Source organism: Mycobacteroides sp. LB1 (genome assembly GCF_013449725.1).
Classification (GTDB): Bacteria; Actinomycetota; Actinomycetes; order Mycobacteriales; family Mycobacteriaceae; genus Mycobacterium.
The window spans coordinates 90395-104670 of record NZ_JACCFF010000002.1 but is presented as its reverse complement, the minus strand read 5'-3'; the positions used below and the strand labels follow the sequence as shown (position 1 = coordinate 104670).

16 protein-coding genes are annotated in these 14276 nt (G+C 64.3%); 5 read left to right on the top strand and 11 right to left on the bottom strand.

Going from position 1 to position 14276, the window contains the following annotated elements; genetic code table 11:
• The first annotated feature begins 75 nt into the window (after nucleotides 1-75).
• Genes MLB1_RS11260 through MLB1_RS11250 form a run of 3 tightly spaced genes read left to right on the top strand, consistent with a single transcriptional unit; the run spans nucleotide 76 to nucleotide 3992 of the window.
• Nucleotides 76-2880, top strand: coding sequence for an aconitate hydratase (locus tag MLB1_RS11260; RefSeq protein WP_180750340.1), 2805 nt, complete (start codon nucleotides 76-78; stop codon nucleotides 2878-2880).
• A gap of 25 nt (nucleotides 2881-2905) precedes the next feature.
• Nucleotides 2906-3478 carry a TetR/AcrR family transcriptional regulator gene (locus tag MLB1_RS11255; RefSeq protein ID WP_180749913.1) on the top strand — a complete coding sequence of 191 codons (573 nt, stop codon included), beginning with the start codon at nucleotides 2906-2908 and terminating at the stop codon, nucleotides 3476-3478.
• Complete coding sequence (locus tag MLB1_RS11250) at nucleotides 3462-3992, top strand: DinB family protein (RefSeq protein ID WP_180749912.1); 531 nt, start codon at nucleotides 3462-3464, stop codon at nucleotides 3990-3992. Before MLB1_RS11255 ends, MLB1_RS11250 begins: the two co-directional genes overlap by 17 nt.
• Here MLB1_RS11250 and MLB1_RS11245 read toward each other — a convergent pair.
• From MLB1_RS11245 to MLB1_RS11215, 7 genes are all read right to left on the bottom strand, one after another.
• Complete coding sequence (locus MLB1_RS11245; protein WP_180749911.1) at nucleotides 3989-4603, bottom strand: hypothetical protein; 615 nt, start codon at nucleotides 4601-4603, stop codon at nucleotides 3989-3991. The two genes, MLB1_RS11250 and MLB1_RS11245, sit on opposite strands and share 4 nt — an antisense overlap.
• Before the next feature lie 33 nt (nucleotides 4604-4636).
• A complete protein-coding gene (locus MLB1_RS11240; RefSeq protein ID WP_180749910.1) occupies nucleotides 4637-5269 on the bottom strand; it encodes a hypothetical protein in 633 nt (210 codons plus the stop codon).
• A gap of 65 nt (nucleotides 5270-5334) precedes the next feature.
• Nucleotides 5335-5517: a helix-turn-helix domain-containing protein gene (locus MLB1_RS11235; RefSeq protein WP_180749909.1), complete on the bottom strand. Its 183-nt coding sequence runs from the start codon at nucleotides 5515-5517 to the stop codon at nucleotides 5335-5337.
• A gap of 116 nt (nucleotides 5518-5633) precedes the next feature.
• The gene (locus tag MLB1_RS11230; RefSeq protein ID WP_180749908.1) at nucleotides 5634-7265 is read right to left on the bottom strand and encodes an ABC-F family ATP-binding cassette domain-containing protein; all 1632 of its coding nucleotides are present in this window, start codon (nucleotides 7263-7265) and stop codon (nucleotides 5634-5636) included.
• 18 nt (nucleotides 7266-7283) lie between these two features.
• A complete protein-coding gene (locus tag MLB1_RS11225) occupies nucleotides 7284-8093 on the bottom strand; it encodes an enoyl-CoA hydratase (RefSeq protein ID WP_180749907.1) in 810 nt (269 codons plus the stop codon).
• 74 nt (nucleotides 8094-8167) lie between these two features.
• A complete protein-coding gene (trxA, locus tag MLB1_RS11220; RefSeq protein WP_180749906.1) occupies nucleotides 8168-8521 on the bottom strand; it encodes a thioredoxin in 354 nt (117 codons plus the stop codon).
• Nucleotides 8522-8564: 43 nt separating this feature from the next.
• Nucleotides 8565-9692, bottom strand: a complete 1128-nt coding sequence (locus MLB1_RS11215) for an NADH:flavin oxidoreductase (RefSeq protein ID WP_180749905.1) — start codon at nucleotides 9690-9692, stop codon at nucleotides 8565-8567.
• Between the two features lie 106 nt (nucleotides 9693-9798).
• Between MLB1_RS11215 and MLB1_RS11210 the strand changes: the two genes are divergently transcribed.
• On the top strand, nucleotides 9799-10500 hold the full coding sequence (locus MLB1_RS11210) for a hypothetical protein (protein WP_371750607.1): 702 nt from the start codon (nucleotides 9799-9801) through the stop codon (nucleotides 10498-10500).
• 141 nt (nucleotides 10501-10641) lie between these two features.
• Entirely contained in the window at nucleotides 10642-11418 is a 777-nt protein-coding gene (locus MLB1_RS11205) for a DUF5666 domain-containing protein (protein WP_180749904.1), read from the top strand.
• Here MLB1_RS11205 and MLB1_RS11200 read toward each other — a convergent pair.
• Genes MLB1_RS11200 through sufC form a run of 4 tightly spaced genes read right to left on the bottom strand, consistent with a single transcriptional unit; the run spans nucleotide 11415 to nucleotide 14266 of the window.
• Entirely contained in the window at nucleotides 11415-11759 is a 345-nt protein-coding gene (locus MLB1_RS11200; protein WP_180749903.1) for a metal-sulfur cluster assembly factor, read from the bottom strand. The two genes, MLB1_RS11205 and MLB1_RS11200, sit on opposite strands and share 4 nt — an antisense overlap.
• Complete coding sequence (gene sufU / locus MLB1_RS11195) at nucleotides 11756-12208, bottom strand: Fe-S cluster assembly sulfur transfer protein SufU (RefSeq protein ID WP_180749902.1); 453 nt, start codon at nucleotides 12206-12208, stop codon at nucleotides 11756-11758. Before sufU ends, MLB1_RS11200 begins: the two co-directional genes overlap by 4 nt.
• A gap of 31 nt (nucleotides 12209-12239) precedes the next feature.
• Nucleotides 12240-13496 carry a cysteine desulfurase gene (locus MLB1_RS11190; RefSeq protein WP_180749901.1) on the bottom strand — a complete coding sequence of 419 codons (1257 nt, stop codon included), beginning with the start codon at nucleotides 13494-13496 and terminating at the stop codon, nucleotides 12240-12242.
• 2 nt (nucleotides 13497-13498) lie between these two features.
• Complete coding sequence (gene sufC, locus MLB1_RS11185; protein ID WP_180749900.1) at nucleotides 13499-14266, bottom strand: Fe-S cluster assembly ATPase SufC; 768 nt, start codon at nucleotides 14264-14266, stop codon at nucleotides 13499-13501.
• Between the last annotated feature and the right edge of the window lie 10 nt (nucleotides 14267-14276).

Here is a 14276-nt window from a genome sequence, read left to right as displayed (position 1 = left end):
CGGAACCCCGCCTGGCACAGCCCGCCGGCGGGTGGCCTTTCGAGCTTTGGAGCTGATGTGACTAGCAATGAATCGGTGAATTCCTTCGGCGCCCGCGGCACGCTGCAGGTAGGCGACGAGTCGTATGAGATCTTCCGCCTGAATGCCGTGCCCGGTACCGAGAAACTGCCCTACAGCCTGAAGGTGTTGGCGGAGAACCTATTACGCACCGAGGACGGCGCGAACATCACCAAGGACCATGTCCTGGCGCTGGCCAACTGGGATCCCTCGGCAGAGCCGAGCGTGGAAATCCAGTTCACCCCGGCCCGGGTGATCATGCAGGACTTCACCGGTGTGCCCTGTGTTGTCGACCTGGCCACCATGCGTGAGGCCGTCTCGGCCCTCGGTGGCGACCCCGACAAGGTGAACCCGCTCTCCCCCGCCGAAATGGTCATCGACCACTCGGTCATCCTCGACGTCTTCGGCCGGGCCGACGCCTTCGAGCGCAACGTAGCGCTGGAATACGAAAGAAATGCCGAGCGTTACCAGTTCTTGCGTTGGGGCCAAGGCGCTTTCGACGATTTCAAGGTCGTCCCGCCGGGCACCGGCATTGTGCACCAGGTGAACATCGAGTACCTGGCACGCACCATCTTCACGAGAAACGGGCAGGCGTACCCCGACACCTGTGTGGGCACCGACTCGCACACCACGATGGTCAACGGCCTCGGCGTCCTCGGCTGGGGTGTCGGCGGCATCGAGGCAGAGGCCGCGATGTTGGGCCAGCCCGTGTCAATGCTGATCCCGCGCGTCGTCGGCTTCAAGCTCACCGGTGAGATCCAGCCGGGCGTGACCGCCACCGACGTCGTGCTGACCGTCACCGATATGCTGCGCAAGCACGGCGTAGTCGGCAAGTTCGTCGAGTTCTACGGCAAGGGCGTGGCCGAGGTGCCACTGGCCAACCGCGCCACGCTGGGTAACATGAGCCCCGAATTCGGTTCTACCGCAGCGATTTTCCCGATCGACGACGAGACCATCAAGTACCTGCGCCTGACCGGCCGCGACGATCAGCAGCTGGCGCTGGTCGAGGCGTACGCCAAGGAACAGGGCATGTGGCACGACGCCGACCACGAGCCCGCCTTCTCGGAGTACCTGGAACTCGACCTCTCCACCGTCGTGCCCTCCATCGCCGGACCCAAGCGCCCGCAGGACCGCATCGAGTTGACCGATGCCAAGAACGCGTTCCGCAAGGACATCCACAACTACACCAACGATGCCGAGAGCGGCCCGGCCGCTGCCACGCCGCACACCCAACTCGACGAAGCGATCGAAGAATCCTTCCCCGCCTCCGATGTGGCGGTGCTGTCGTTCGCCGAAGATGACGCCGTCATCCCGTCGGCAGCCAACGGCGGCGAGGGCCGACCGTCCAAGCCGGTCAAGGTGACATCCGCCGAGCGCGGCAACTTCGTTCTCGACCACGGCGCGGTCGTGGTCGCGGGCATCACCTCGTGCACCAACACCTCCAACCCGTCGGTGATGCTGGGTGCCGCCCTGCTGGCCAAGAAGGCCGTCGAAAAGGGCCTCACCACCAAGCCGTGGGTCAAGACGAACATGGCCCCCGGGTCGCAGGTCGTCACCGATTACTACAACAAGGCCAACGTGTGGCCATATCTGGAGAAGCTGGGCTACTACCTGGGCGGCTACGGCTGCACCACGTGTATCGGCAACACCGGCCCGCTGCCCGACGAGATCTCTAAGGCCATCAACGACAACGACCTGTCGGTGACCGCGGTGCTGTCGGGTAACCGTAACTTCGAGGGCCGCATCTCCCCCGACGTCAAGATGAACTACCTGGCCTCACCGCCGCTGGTCATCGCCTACGGCATCGCGGGCACCATGGACTTCGACTTCGAGACCGACCCGCTGGGGCAGGACCACGACGGAAACGACGTCTTCCTCAAGGACATCTGGCCCACCGCCTCCGAGATCGAAGAGACCATCGCGTCATCGATCAACCGCGAGATGTTCACCGACTCCTACGCAGATGTGTTCAAGGGCGACGAGCGCTGGCGTAGCCTGCCCACCCCGGAGGGCAACACCTTCGACTGGGTCGACACGTCGACCTATGTGCGCAAGGCGCCGTACTTCGACGGCATGCCGCTGGAGCCGACACCGGTCACCGATATCGCGGGTGCCCGTGTGCTCGCGCTGCTCGGTGACTCGGTGACCACCGACCACATCTCACCGGCCGGTGCCATCAAGTCGGGCACGCCGGCCGCGCAGTATCTCGACGAGCACGGCGTGGACCGCAAGGACTACAACTCGCTGGGCTCGCGCCGCGGTAACCACGAGGTGATGGTGCGCGGCACCTTCGCGAACATCCGCCTGCGTAACCAGCTCTTGGAAGATGTCTCGGGCGGTTACACCCGCGACTTCACCCAGCCCGGTGGCCCGCAGGCGTTCATCTATGACGCCTCGGTGAACTACCAGAAGGCCGGTATTCCGCTGGTCGTGCTGGGCGGCAAGGAGTACGGCTCCGGATCCTCGCGTGACTGGGCCGCCAAGGGCACCCGCCTGCTGGGCGTCAAGGCCGTGATCACCGAGTCGTTCGAGCGTATTCACCGGTCGAATCTCATTGGTATGGGCGTTATTCCGCTGCAGTTCCCGGTCAGAGAGTCGGCGGCCTCGCTCAAGCTCGATGGCACCGAGACCTACGACATCAGCGGTATCGAGAAGCTGAACGAGGGCTCGACGCCGAAGACTGTGCATGTGACGGCGACCCGTGAGAACGGCGAGACGGTTCAGTTCGACGCCGTGGTCCGGATCGACACCCCCGGTGAGGCCGACTACTTCCGCAACGGTGGCATCCTGCAGTACGTGCTGCGGAACATGCTGAGCCAGTAAGAGCCGGACCTAGGAGAGCCAGACAGTGCCGCGCGTTAGCGAGGATCACCTCGCGGCTCGTCGCCGCCAGATCCTCGATGGCGCGCGGCGCTGTTTTGCCGAGTACGGGTACGACGGCGCGACCGTGCGCCGCCTGGAGCACACCATCGGCATGTCGCGGGGTGCGATCTTCCACCATTTCCGCGATAAGGACACCTTGTTCTTCGCGCTGGCCCGTGAGGACGCCGAGCGGATGGCGAACGTCGCCAGCCGCGAGGGCCTGGTACAGGTGATGCGCGACATGCTGGCCGACCCGGATCAATTCGATTGGCTGGCAACCCGTTTAGAGATTGCCCGCAAGCTACGCAACGATCCCGAGTTCCGGCGGGGATGGAACCAACGCTCCGAAGAACTCAATACCGCCACCCTGGCACGGTTACAACGCCAGAAGAAGGCAGGCCGGTTGCGCGAGGATGTGCCGAGCGAGGTGATCCTCGGCTATCTGGATTTGGTGCTCGATGGTCTGGTGGCCCGCCTCGCTTCCGGCGAATCCACTGAAAGCCTCAGCCGTGTGCTGGATCTCGTCGAGGATTCGGTGCGCCGTGCCGATCACGCCTGACACCAAGGACTGGACCTGGGTTCTGGAAACCCCATGTGCAGACTGCGGATTTGATTCCGCCACAACACCATTCGCCCGGATAGCGGAGATGGTGCGCGAAAACCTCGCAGCATGGCAGCCCGTGCTGGCCCGACCGCAGGTACGACAGCGCCCAGATGAGCGGACGTGGTCGCCACTGGAGTACGGGGCGCACGTGCGGGACGTGTTTCGGATCTTCCTGACGCGTCTGCAGCTGATGCTGGATGAGGACAATCCACTGTTCGAGAACTGGGATCAGGACCGGACGGCCATTGAGGATCGTTACTCCGACCAGAATCCCGCGACAGTCGCCGCCGAGCTCGCCGCCGCGGGTGAGGCCATCGCGGCCGCCTTCGCCAAGGTTCCTCAGAGCTCGCTATCGCGGCACGGACGGCGAAGCAACGGTTCGGTATTCACCGTCGAGACATTGGGCCTCTACTTCATGCACGATCCCGTACATCACCTACACGATGTATCCCGCCTGCCGGCGGATTAGTGCGGGAAGTCGATGACGGCCCGTGCGGGCGTGTCAGCGATGTACACCACCGGGCATTTGGACGCCTGTGCCGCGACCTTCCACGCCATCACACCGTTCTTGTTTTTGAAGATGTCCGCGTCCTGAATGAGACGAGCCGATCGGACCACCGGAGAGCCGGGAGGGGCTCCGAGGTCATTGGGCTCCGGAAATGACTTCACCTGCCGGTTCTCGGGACGGTCGACGGTCCCCATGATGGTGTCGTGCGCCGCCGCGCCGCGGAATGCCACCGCATATCCCCCGTCGACCGGTGTGACCGAGAATGGCGGAGCCTGCCAATAAGTCACCGGCCCCACCGGCGGCGCCAGCCTGTCCGCTCCGAAGCTGAACGTCACTCTGTCGAGGTCATCGAGGGTTTCGATGCGCACATCGTGCAGGATATTGGCGTAGTTCTCGGCGCCGCCGTCGGTCACCGTCGGGCATGCCGGGGCGGCCGTCGCATATGGTGCGCCCACGAGCGAGCCGACTACTAGTACAACCGGTACCAGGTATCGAGTCATGGTTAGCGAATGTACGGCGCGGGAGGCCGCTCCGCTGGCATTCGGAGAGGGATTGTTCCCAGCGCATAACAACGCACCGGCCTGTGGTGCGCAGTCACAAACGAATTAGTGCGGCAGATCCACCACAAGTCGCGGTGGATTGGTCAGCGTGCTCACCTCGGGGCAGCGTTGCTTGTTCAACCCGAGGGCCCACCGCACGTGTCCCTCGAAATCCTCTCCCTGCTCGGCCTCGGCCAGAATCGCAAAATCCTTCGGTTTGATTTCACTAGGGCCCGGATATGACCGGGTGGGCTTGTCGACCTCGTGTGCGGAGGCACCGTCGAAAAGCACCCCGAGCAATGCGGTCCCGGAGACGATGACGTTATCCCCCTTCGGACCCGCGGAGACGCTCGCCGGGCTGTCCACCGAGTACTTGGGCACCACTAACTGATCCAGCGGCACCTTCGTCTTCGCGTCCGGCCCGAACTCGAAGGTCACCCTGTCGTAGTCGTCCTGCTTACCAACGCGCACGTCGCGCAATAGCGTGGCCACATTCTTGCCTCCGCCGCCGCTCACCGTCTCGCATGCCTTCACACGGAAAGTCTCGGGGGCGGGAGTCGAGGTCTGTGGCAACTCCGTCGTGGTGGCCACCGGCGATACCGAATCGCCGTTGAGGTGCATCGGACCAGCACAGCCGGAAATCGTCGCTACCGCCATCGTCACCACTCCGATGCGCCGGATACCGTGTTGTCCTTGCATCGCATCACGGTAGCAATATTCGTGGCCCGAAAGCTCAACGGGCACACTGCGTGTCGGAGGACTACCTAGGCCTTGCGTCCCCGCCTATTCGGACCGCCGCGCCCGCGCAGGGTGGCGCCCGATTCCACGAGAGCGCGATGGACGTAGCCATACGATCGGCTGGTCTCCGCAGCGAGCGCACGGATGCTCGCGCCTTTCTCGTATGCCGTCTTCAATTCGGCACGCTCTTCGTCGCGTGTTTTAGCCATCGCGATCTCTCTCCCGACTCCATACCGCAGCCCCGATGGGGCGGCTCGACCCGTTTGCACCATAGCGCAAATGTGATCACGCAGATGCGCGAGACAGAAGCAGGGCGAGAAAAAGGTCAGGCCAGCTCGATAAGGTCCCGATACTCCTGGGACCAGTAGTCTTCGGTGCCATCGGGCAACAACACGACGCGCTGCGGATCGAGTGCTTCAGCGGCCCCCGGGTCGTGTGTGACGAGCACGACAGCCCCTAGATAACTGCGCAACGCGTCCAAAACCTGTTCGCGCGAGGCGGGGTCCAGGTTGTTGGTCGGTTCATCGAGAAGCAACACATTCGCCGTCGAGGCCACCAATCCCGCGAGGGCCAGACGGGTCTTCTCGCCACCGGAGAGCGTCCCCGCCGGCTGATCGAGCTGCGGGCCGGTGAACATGAACGCGCCCAGGATGCCGCGTAGCTCCTGCTCCCCCGTGTCTGGAGCGGCGTGGCGGATGTTTTCCCATACCGTCGCGTGATCGTCGAGAGTGTCGTGCTCCTGCGCGAAGTACCCGAGCTTGAGGCCGTGACCAGGTTCCAGCACGCCGGCGTCTGCCGTCTCCGCACCCGCCAGCAGCCGCAGTAGCGTCGTCTTCCCCGCGCCGTTGAGCCCCAGCACTACGACCCGCGAACCCCTGTCGATGGCCAGGTCGACTCCGGTGAATATCTCCAGAGACCCATAGTTCTTGGTCAACCCCTTGGCCACCAGGGGAACCCGACCGCACGCCGCAGGGGTCGGGAACTTGATACGCGCCACCTTGTCTGCGACGCGTTCCTCGGCGAGTCCGGACAGCATCCTGTCGGCGCGACGTAACATGTTCTGCGCCGCAACGGCTTTGGTCGCCTTGGCACCCATCTTGGCGGCCTGGGTACGCAGGGCCGAGGCCTTCTTCTCCGCGTTGGCCCGCTCGCGGCGGCGGCGCTGTTCGTCCAGCGACCGCGCATCCACGTACTTCTGCCAGCCCATGTTGTAGACGTCGACCTCGCCGCGCACGGCATCGAGGAACCACACCTTGTTGACCACATCGGCCAACAGCTCGACGTTGTGGCTGATCACCACGAGACCACCGTCGTGTCCTTGCAAGAACCCCCGCAGCCAGCCGATCGAGTCCGCGTCGAGGTGGTTGGTCGGTTCGTCGAGCAACAGCGTCATATTCGACGACCCAGTACCGCCCTCGGACGCACCGAAGAGAATCCGGGCCAGCTCAACACGGCGGCGCTGGCCGCCCGAGAGCGTCTCCAGCTGCTGCGTCAGCACCCGTTCGGGCAGACCAAGGCTCGAACAGATACGCGCGGCTTCGCTTTCGGCGACATAACCGCCCAGAGACGAGAACCGCTCCTCCAGCTGGCCGTACTTGCGTATCGCCTTATCGCGCTGATCCTCGTCCGCGAGCTCGGCCATCAGCGTCTGCTGCTTTTCCATGTCGCTGACGATGGTGTCCAGGCCACGCGCCGACAGCACTCGATCTCGTGCCAGCATCTCCAGGTTGCCCTCTTTGGGATCCTGTGGCAGGTAACCGATTTCACCAATGCGGGCGACCGAGCCGGCATACGGTTCACCCTCGCCGGCCAGAATCCGCATCGAGGTTGTCTTGCCGGCACCATTGCGGCCGACCAGTCCTATGCGGTCGCCGGGCTGGATGCGCAAGGCGGGGCCTGGCGCATACACGAGCGTGCGGGCGCCGGCGCGGACCTCAAGGTCCGTCGCGGTAATCACTACGTTCTCCCTTTGCGCCTAGCGCTTATCGCGGAACTCCGCCGGCCGTTTTTCTTTCCGGGCGGCGGTTGCTTCTTCGAAGTTATCGGTGAGCAGCCTGACGTACAGCTGACCCAAGCCTTCCTGATGCATATGGCTTTCCAGGCTAGCCGCGTCCATTCCGCTCCAGATGGTGCGCTTGGTTAACTCGATCCCTGGGCGGGAGAACCCGGCAATGCGTTCCCCGATCGCGTAGCACTCATCTAACAGCTTATCGTCCGCTACCGCCCGGGATACCAAGCCGATCCTTTCGGCCTCCTCGGCGCCTACATCACGGCCGGTCAGCATGATGTCCGCGGCCCGGGACGTACCGATGGCACGGGGCAGCAGATAGCTCAGTCCCAGCTCGCTGGCGGTCAGTCCATTGTTGATACCGGCGGCCCGGAAGTAGGCGGACTCGGATGCCACCCGGATGTCGCAGACCAACGCCAGGCACAGCCCACCGCCGATGGCCGCACCGTTCACCGCCGCGATGACCGGCTGATGCATGCGACGCACGGTGAGGATGACCTCGTCAAGCAGCTCCATCGATCGCAGCGCGACCGTAGGCTGGGTGAGCCCCGCGATATGTGGGATGGGTCCGGCGGATTTTTGGTCGGCACCCGAGCAAAATCCGTTACCGGCCCCGGTGATGACGACGGCACGCACATCGTTGTCGTGGCTGATATCCACCAGCATCTGCTTGAACGGCAGCATCACGTCGAATGCCATGGCGTTCATCCGCTCGGGCCGGTTCAAGGTGATCAGGGCAATACCCGGACGCGGACGATCCACCAGGACGAAACTCATACGTCCATATAACCGACACCGCCGAGCTGCACCAAATCGTTTGACAATGCCGTCGCGGCCGGACAGGGACGGAGCTACGCCTCCTGCTCGCGCAGTGCCACCTCCACGTCGAGATCGCGGACCTTCTGCACCAGGTCAGCCAACGACGCGGGGGGCAGTGCGCCGGCCTGGTTGAACACCAGCTCGCCCTTCTTGAACGCCATCAGCGTAGGAATCGAGCGGATATTGGCGGCTGAGGCCAATGCCTGCTCGGCCTCGGTGTCCACCTTGGCGTAGACGACATCGGGGTTCTCCTCCGATGAGGCCTCGAAGACGGGACCGAACTGGCGGCACGGGCCACACCACGACGCCCAGAAGTCGACCAGCACGATGTCGTTGTCGTGGATTAGGTCATTGAATGCGTCAGCGGTGATGTCACGTATTGCCATGCTGTCCTCAACGTTGCCGGGATGCGTGATGTTCCGTCGGTTCTCAGTACAGCGAGGCCAGGGCCTTGCCGATATTGAATCCTACGAACTCGGTATGTCGTCCGGTCCGCAGCTTGTTCACCCACTCGGGATCCGACAGCAGGGCACGGCCGACCGCGATGACGTCGAACTCCTTGTTGGCGAATTGCCGCAGCACGGCTTCGACGGTCGCAGGCTCGATATCCCGGATCTCGGTGGGCTTGAACTCGGTCTGCAACCCCACCGAGCCAACGGCGATGGCCGGAAGCCCCGTGACACGCTTAGTCCAGCCCGCCAGACTCAGCTCGCCATCGGCACCGGCCACGTCAGGGAACGCGGGCACGTAGTGCCGACGCGTGGACGGGTGGAAGACGTCCACGCCCGCCTCAACCAGCGGTGCGAGCAGACGCTCCAGTTCGGCCGGACTGTCCGCCAGCGTGGCCGTGTAATCAGCCTGCTTCCATTGCGAAAACCGGTACAGGATAGGGAAATCCGTGCCGACGGCGGCGCGTACCGCCCGTACCACCTCGACCGGGAACCGCAGCCGGTCGGCCGCCGACCCGCCATACCCGTCGGCCCGCACGTTGGTGCGTTCCCACAGGAACTGGTCGAGCAGATAACCGTGGGCGCCATGCAACTCGACAGCGTCGAATCCTGCGGCCTTGGCGTTCCGGGCGGCCGTCGCGTACCGCTCCGCAAGCGGGGCAAGCTCACCGGTCTGCAGCGCGCGGCCCGTCGGAGAAGCGTCCCCGGCCAGACCGGACGGACTCACCGACTCGACCTGAGGATTGAATTCGGGGTCGACACCGCGCTCGACGCCCTGGTGCCACAGCTGGGCGGCTATCACCGATCCCTCGTCGTGCACGGCATCGGTGACGGCAGACCATCCGGCGAGCGAGTCAGAGCCGATCAGCCGCGGAACACTGGACTGACCGCCCGCCGCATCATCCGGAATGAAGACGCCCTCGGTGATGATCAACCCCACGCCACCGGCGGCTCGGCGCCGGTAGTACGCGGCCACATTGTCGCCGGGCACACCACCCGGCGACGCCGACCGCGTCATCGGCGCCATCGCGAACCGGTTGGGGGCGGTCAGCGATTTGACGGTGAATGGTTCAAAGAGGGGCGATACGTCCAAGCTCGCGTCGGTCACGAGATGTCAAACTACGCCGTAGCCGTATCCATTCCGGATAACGTGGTCAACCATGTCACCAAATCTCTGGCCACGGCCCACGTTGCTAGTGATCGCCGGAGCCGTCGTGTTGGCCGGCACGGCATGCGGCGGGTCCGGGGACAAGCCCACCGAGTCGTCGCCGGGCCCCGCCTCGACCACCGTCACGCGGCACGCGGGTGGACAAGACAGAGCCGGCGGACTGATCTCCTCGGTGTCGGGTCACACCGTCCAGGTGACCAACCCCGTCGGCAGCGCCGATATCGACTTCAACACCATGACAAAGCTCACCGAGATCCAACCCGCGGAACTTTCGGATGTGGTCGTCGGCAGCTGCGTCAGCATGCTGGCGACGACCGGCGCAGATGCTTCGGACCAGGCCACCGCGCAGCGGGTGCTGATCAGTGCGGCCGAGGACGACAAATGTGCCGTGGACACACCGCCCGGGAGCGCACCACCTCCCGGCATACCCCAGGGGCCGCCGCCCGGTGGTCCCGAGGGGCCACCGCCATTCGGCGGCCCGAGCGTCCAGGGTGCGGTCGCCTCAGTCAACGGCAGCACCATCGTGGTCGCCAATACCGATCCCAGTGGGACATCGGAGATCCAGACCAATGTCACGGTGACTACTGACACCGCCTACGACAAACGGCAACCCACCGAGGCCACCGCAATCATCACCGGCAAATGCGCGGACGCGCGCGGCACGAAGGACGCCAACGGGGTGCTTCAGGCCACCAAGATCGATTTGGGTCCCGCCACCGACGGGCGATGCGGACCACCCCCGCGGTAGATCCCGATACGGCTTCGTGCCACGGATTGTCTCGAAGCTTGACATCCGCAACACACAGCAACTTCGCACATACACCGGAGCGCAACCTCAGCCAGCACAAGCACGCTGAGGTGTCCCATTCGCCAACCATGGAGAACATCGATGTCCCCAACCCAGATACTCGCCCAACCACGGTTCGCCCGCGGTGCCCTGTTCGCACTCGCCGGACTGACCGCGCTGTCGGTGGCCGCGTGCGGCTCGCCTGCCGAGACCAATGGCGCCTCCACAAACTCATCGGCCCCGACCACGTCTGCGGCTGCGCACCAGGGTGAGCACAACGATAAGGACCACGTCATGGGACTTATCGCCTCGGTGTCGGGCAACACCATTCAGGTGACCAAGAAGGACGGCACCGCGGCTATCGGCTTCAGCCAGTCGACGAAGGTCTCCGAGATCACTGCCGCACAGTTGCCGGACGTCACCGCCGGGAGCTGTATTGCCGCCATGTCACAACAGGACTCGAACCCGCCGACGGCCCGGCGAGTGATGATCTGGCCGGCCGCGGACGGTAATTGCACGAGGTCACACTCCAAGGACCCACAGGAGTCCGCTTCCCCCACCCCAACATCCGGTAAACGCGCCGAGCATCAGGCCGTTCACGGGACAGTCACCTCGGTCAGTGGGAACACGATCACGGTAAGCAGCACCGATCCGAATGGCGGGGCCGCCACCCAGACCACTGTGACCGTGAATAACGACACCACTTACGCCAAGCGTGCCCCGGCGGACCAGAGTGCCATCGCCGCGGGCAAGTGCATTGCCGCGCACGGTGGCGATGACGCATCGGGCAATCTTCAGGCCTCGACGATCACCCTTCGTGCGGCCAAGGACGGCTCATGCGGTGGGCCTGGCGGCCACGAAGGCCACCACGAGCGCTAGACCGTGAAGCCGAGGGCCCGGAGCTGCTCCCGACCATCGTCGGTGATCTTGTCCGGGCCCCACGGCGGCACCCAGACCCAGTTGATCTTGATCTCCTTGACCAGCCCGGCGCCGACCAGTGCGTTGCGCGACTGATCTTCGATGACGTCGGTGAGCGGGCACGCCGCCGAGGTAAGCGTCATGTCGATTGTGGCTACCTTGCCGCTCTCGTCCTCGTCGACACTGAGCCCGTAGACAAGCCCCAGATCGACGACGTTGATGCCGAGCTCGGGGTCGACAACATCACGCATCGCCTCCTCGAGATCTTCGAGAAGCTTTACGTCTTCTGATACTTCGGTCATCGCTTCACCTCTTGGTGTTCTGTTGCCTGAACAAGAGCGTCCTTGAATGCCATCCATCCTAGGAGCGCACACTTAACGCGAGCCGGGTACCGCGAAACCCCGACGAAAGCAATGCCATCGCCGATGACATCCTCGTCACCGTCGATGGTGCCGCGGGAGGAAATCATCTCGTTGAACGATGCCACCGTCTTGAGTGCCTCATCCACCGTCAGCCCGATCACCTGATCCGTGAGCACCGAGGTGGCGGCCTGGCTGATGGAACAGCCCTGCCCGTCATAGGACACATCGGCAATACGGTTGTCATCCAAGGTAACTCGCAACGTCACCTCGTCACCACAGGTGGGGTTCACGTGGTGCACCTCGGCCGCGAAGGGCTCACGCAGCCCGCGATGATGCGGGTGCTTGTAGTGATCCAGGATAACTTCCTGGTACATCTGCTCAAGACGCATCAGACGGCGACATTCTCTTCGCGCAAGCGGCTCATCGGAAGAACTCCTGGGCGCGGCGGACTCCGGCGACCAGACGGTCGACTTCGTCCAGAGTGTTGTAGACGGCGAAGGATGCCCGCGCCGACGCCGCGATACCGAACCGGCGATGCAGCGGCCAGGCACAGTGATGTCCGACCCGCACCGCGACGCCCTCGTCATCGAGCACCTGTCCGAGGTCATGCGCGTGGATACCGTCCACCACAAAGGAGACCGCCCCACCGCGGTCGACGTTCTCGGTGGGGCCGATGATCCGGACACCCTCAATGCCCTGCAGCCCGGAAAGTGCCGCCGACACCAGCTGATGCTCGTGGGCGGCAATGGCTTCCATACCCACCGCGTTGAGGTATTCGACGGCGGCACCCAGTCCGACCACCTGGGAGGTCATCGGGACACCGGCCTCGAACCGCTGCGGCGGCGGCGCGTAGGTACTGACCTCCATGGTGACCGTCTCGATCATGGACCCACCGGTGATGAACGGGGGCATGACCTCCAGCAGTTCACGACGGCCGTACAGCACGCCGACGCCCGAGGGACCCAGCATCTTGTGCCCGGAGAAGGCGGCGTAGTCGACACCCAGCTCGCGGAAGTTCACCGGCATATGCGGAACGGATTGGCAGGCGTCGAGAACTACCAAGGCACCAACAGTTTTGGCGCGACGCACCAGCTCGGCGACCGGCGCGACGGCACCCGTCACATTGGATTGGTGGGTGAAGGCCACCACCTTGACGGCCTCGGTGAGCTCGAGCGAGTCGAGGTCGATGCGACCGTCATCGGTGACACCGAACCAACGCAGGGTGGCGCCGGTGCGGCGGCAGAGCTCTTGCCACGGCACCAGATTGGCGTGATGCTCCAGCTCCGTGATGACTACCTCGTCGCCGGGGCCCACCGCACGATCGAATCGGCCGTCGCCGAGGGTGTAGGCCACCAGGTTGAGCGATTCGGTGGCGTTCTTCGTAAAGACGATCTCGCCGTCATCGACCCCCACGAAGCGGGCGATGGCAGTGCGCGCGCCCTCGTAGGCGTCCGTGGCTTCCTCGGCGAGCTGGTGGGCGCCGCGGTGCACTGCGGCATTGCGCTCGGTGAGGAAGGTGCGCTCGGCGTCGAGAACCTGCAGCGGACGCTGCGAGGTCGCACCGGAATCCAGATACGCCAAGGGTTTACCGCCGCGCACCGTCCGGCCCAGGATCGGGAAGTCCGCCCTGATACGTTCCAGATCCAGTCCGGTCGCCGAGTCCGCAGTGGCCGTCATGGCTAGGCTCCCGCGGTCGCCTGGGTAAAGCGCACGTAGCCGTTCTCCTCCAGCTCGTCGGCCAGCTCGGGACCGCCCGACTCGACGATGCGGCCACCGACGAAGACGTGCACGAACTGCGGCTGGATGTAGCGCAGGATGCGGGTGTAGTGAGTGATGAGCAGAACGCCACCATGCTCACGCTCCGCGTACCGATTCACTCCCTCGGACACGATCCGCAGGGCATCGACATCAAGGCCGGAGTCCGTCTCATCGAGGATGGCGATCTTCGGCTTGAGTAGACCCAGCTGCAGGATCTCGTGACGCTTCTTTTCGCCGCCCGAAAAGCCCTCGTTCACACTGCGCTCGGCGAAGGCGGAGTCGATCTCCAACTCCCCCATGGCTTCCTTGACTTCCTTGATCCAATGACGCAACTTCGGGGCCTCGCCGCGCACGGCAGTCGCGGCGGTACGCAGGAAGTTGGACATCGACACCCCGGGCACCTCAATGGGGTACTGCATGGCCAGGAAGAGCCCCGCCCGTGCGCGTTCGTCCACCGACAGCTCCAGCACGTCCTGCCCGTCCAGGGTGATGGACCCGGAGGTCACCTCGTACTTCGGGTGTCCGGCGATGGCGTAAGACAGTGTGGACTTACCGGATCCGTTGGGGCCCATGACGGCATGGGTCTCCCCCGAGTTCACCGTCAGGTTGACGCCCTTGAGGATCTCGATGGCCTCGCCCTCGTTGGGCGAGATGCTGACGTGCAGGTCCTTGATTTCCAAAGTGGTCATGAGTATTCCG

Coding starts and splice junctions, on each gene's coding strand:
- MLB1_RS11240 (WP_180749910.1), bottom strand. CDS start 5,269: ATGCAAGGACAACACGGTATCCGGCGCATCGGAGTGGTGACGATGGCG.
- MLB1_RS11235 (WP_180749909.1), bottom strand. CDS start 5,517: ATGGCTAAAACACGCGACGAAGAGCGTGCCGAATTGAAGACGGCATAC.
- MLB1_RS11225 (WP_180749907.1), bottom strand. CDS start 8,093: ATGAGTTTCGTCCTGGTGGATCGTCCGCGTCCGGGTATTGCCCTGATC.
- trxA (WP_180749906.1), bottom strand. CDS start 8,521: ATGGCAATACGTGACATCACCGCTGACGCATTCAATGACCTAATCCAC.
- MLB1_RS11205 (WP_180749904.1), top strand. CDS start 10,642: ATGTCCCCAACCCAGATACTCGCCCAACCACGGTTCGCCCGCGGTGCC.
- MLB1_RS11200 (WP_180749903.1), bottom strand. CDS start 11,759: ATGACCGAAGTATCAGAAGACGTAAAGCTTCTCGAAGATCTCGAGGAG.
- sufU (WP_180749902.1), bottom strand. CDS start 12,208: ATGCGTCTTGAGCAGATGTACCAGGAAGTTATCCTGGATCACTACAAG.
- MLB1_RS11190 (WP_180749901.1), bottom strand. CDS start 13,496: ATGACGGCCACTGCGGACTCGGCGACCGGACTGGATCTGGAACGTATC.
- sufC (WP_180749900.1), bottom strand. CDS start 14,266: ATGACCACTTTGGAAATCAAGGACCTGCACGTCAGCATCTCGCCCAAC.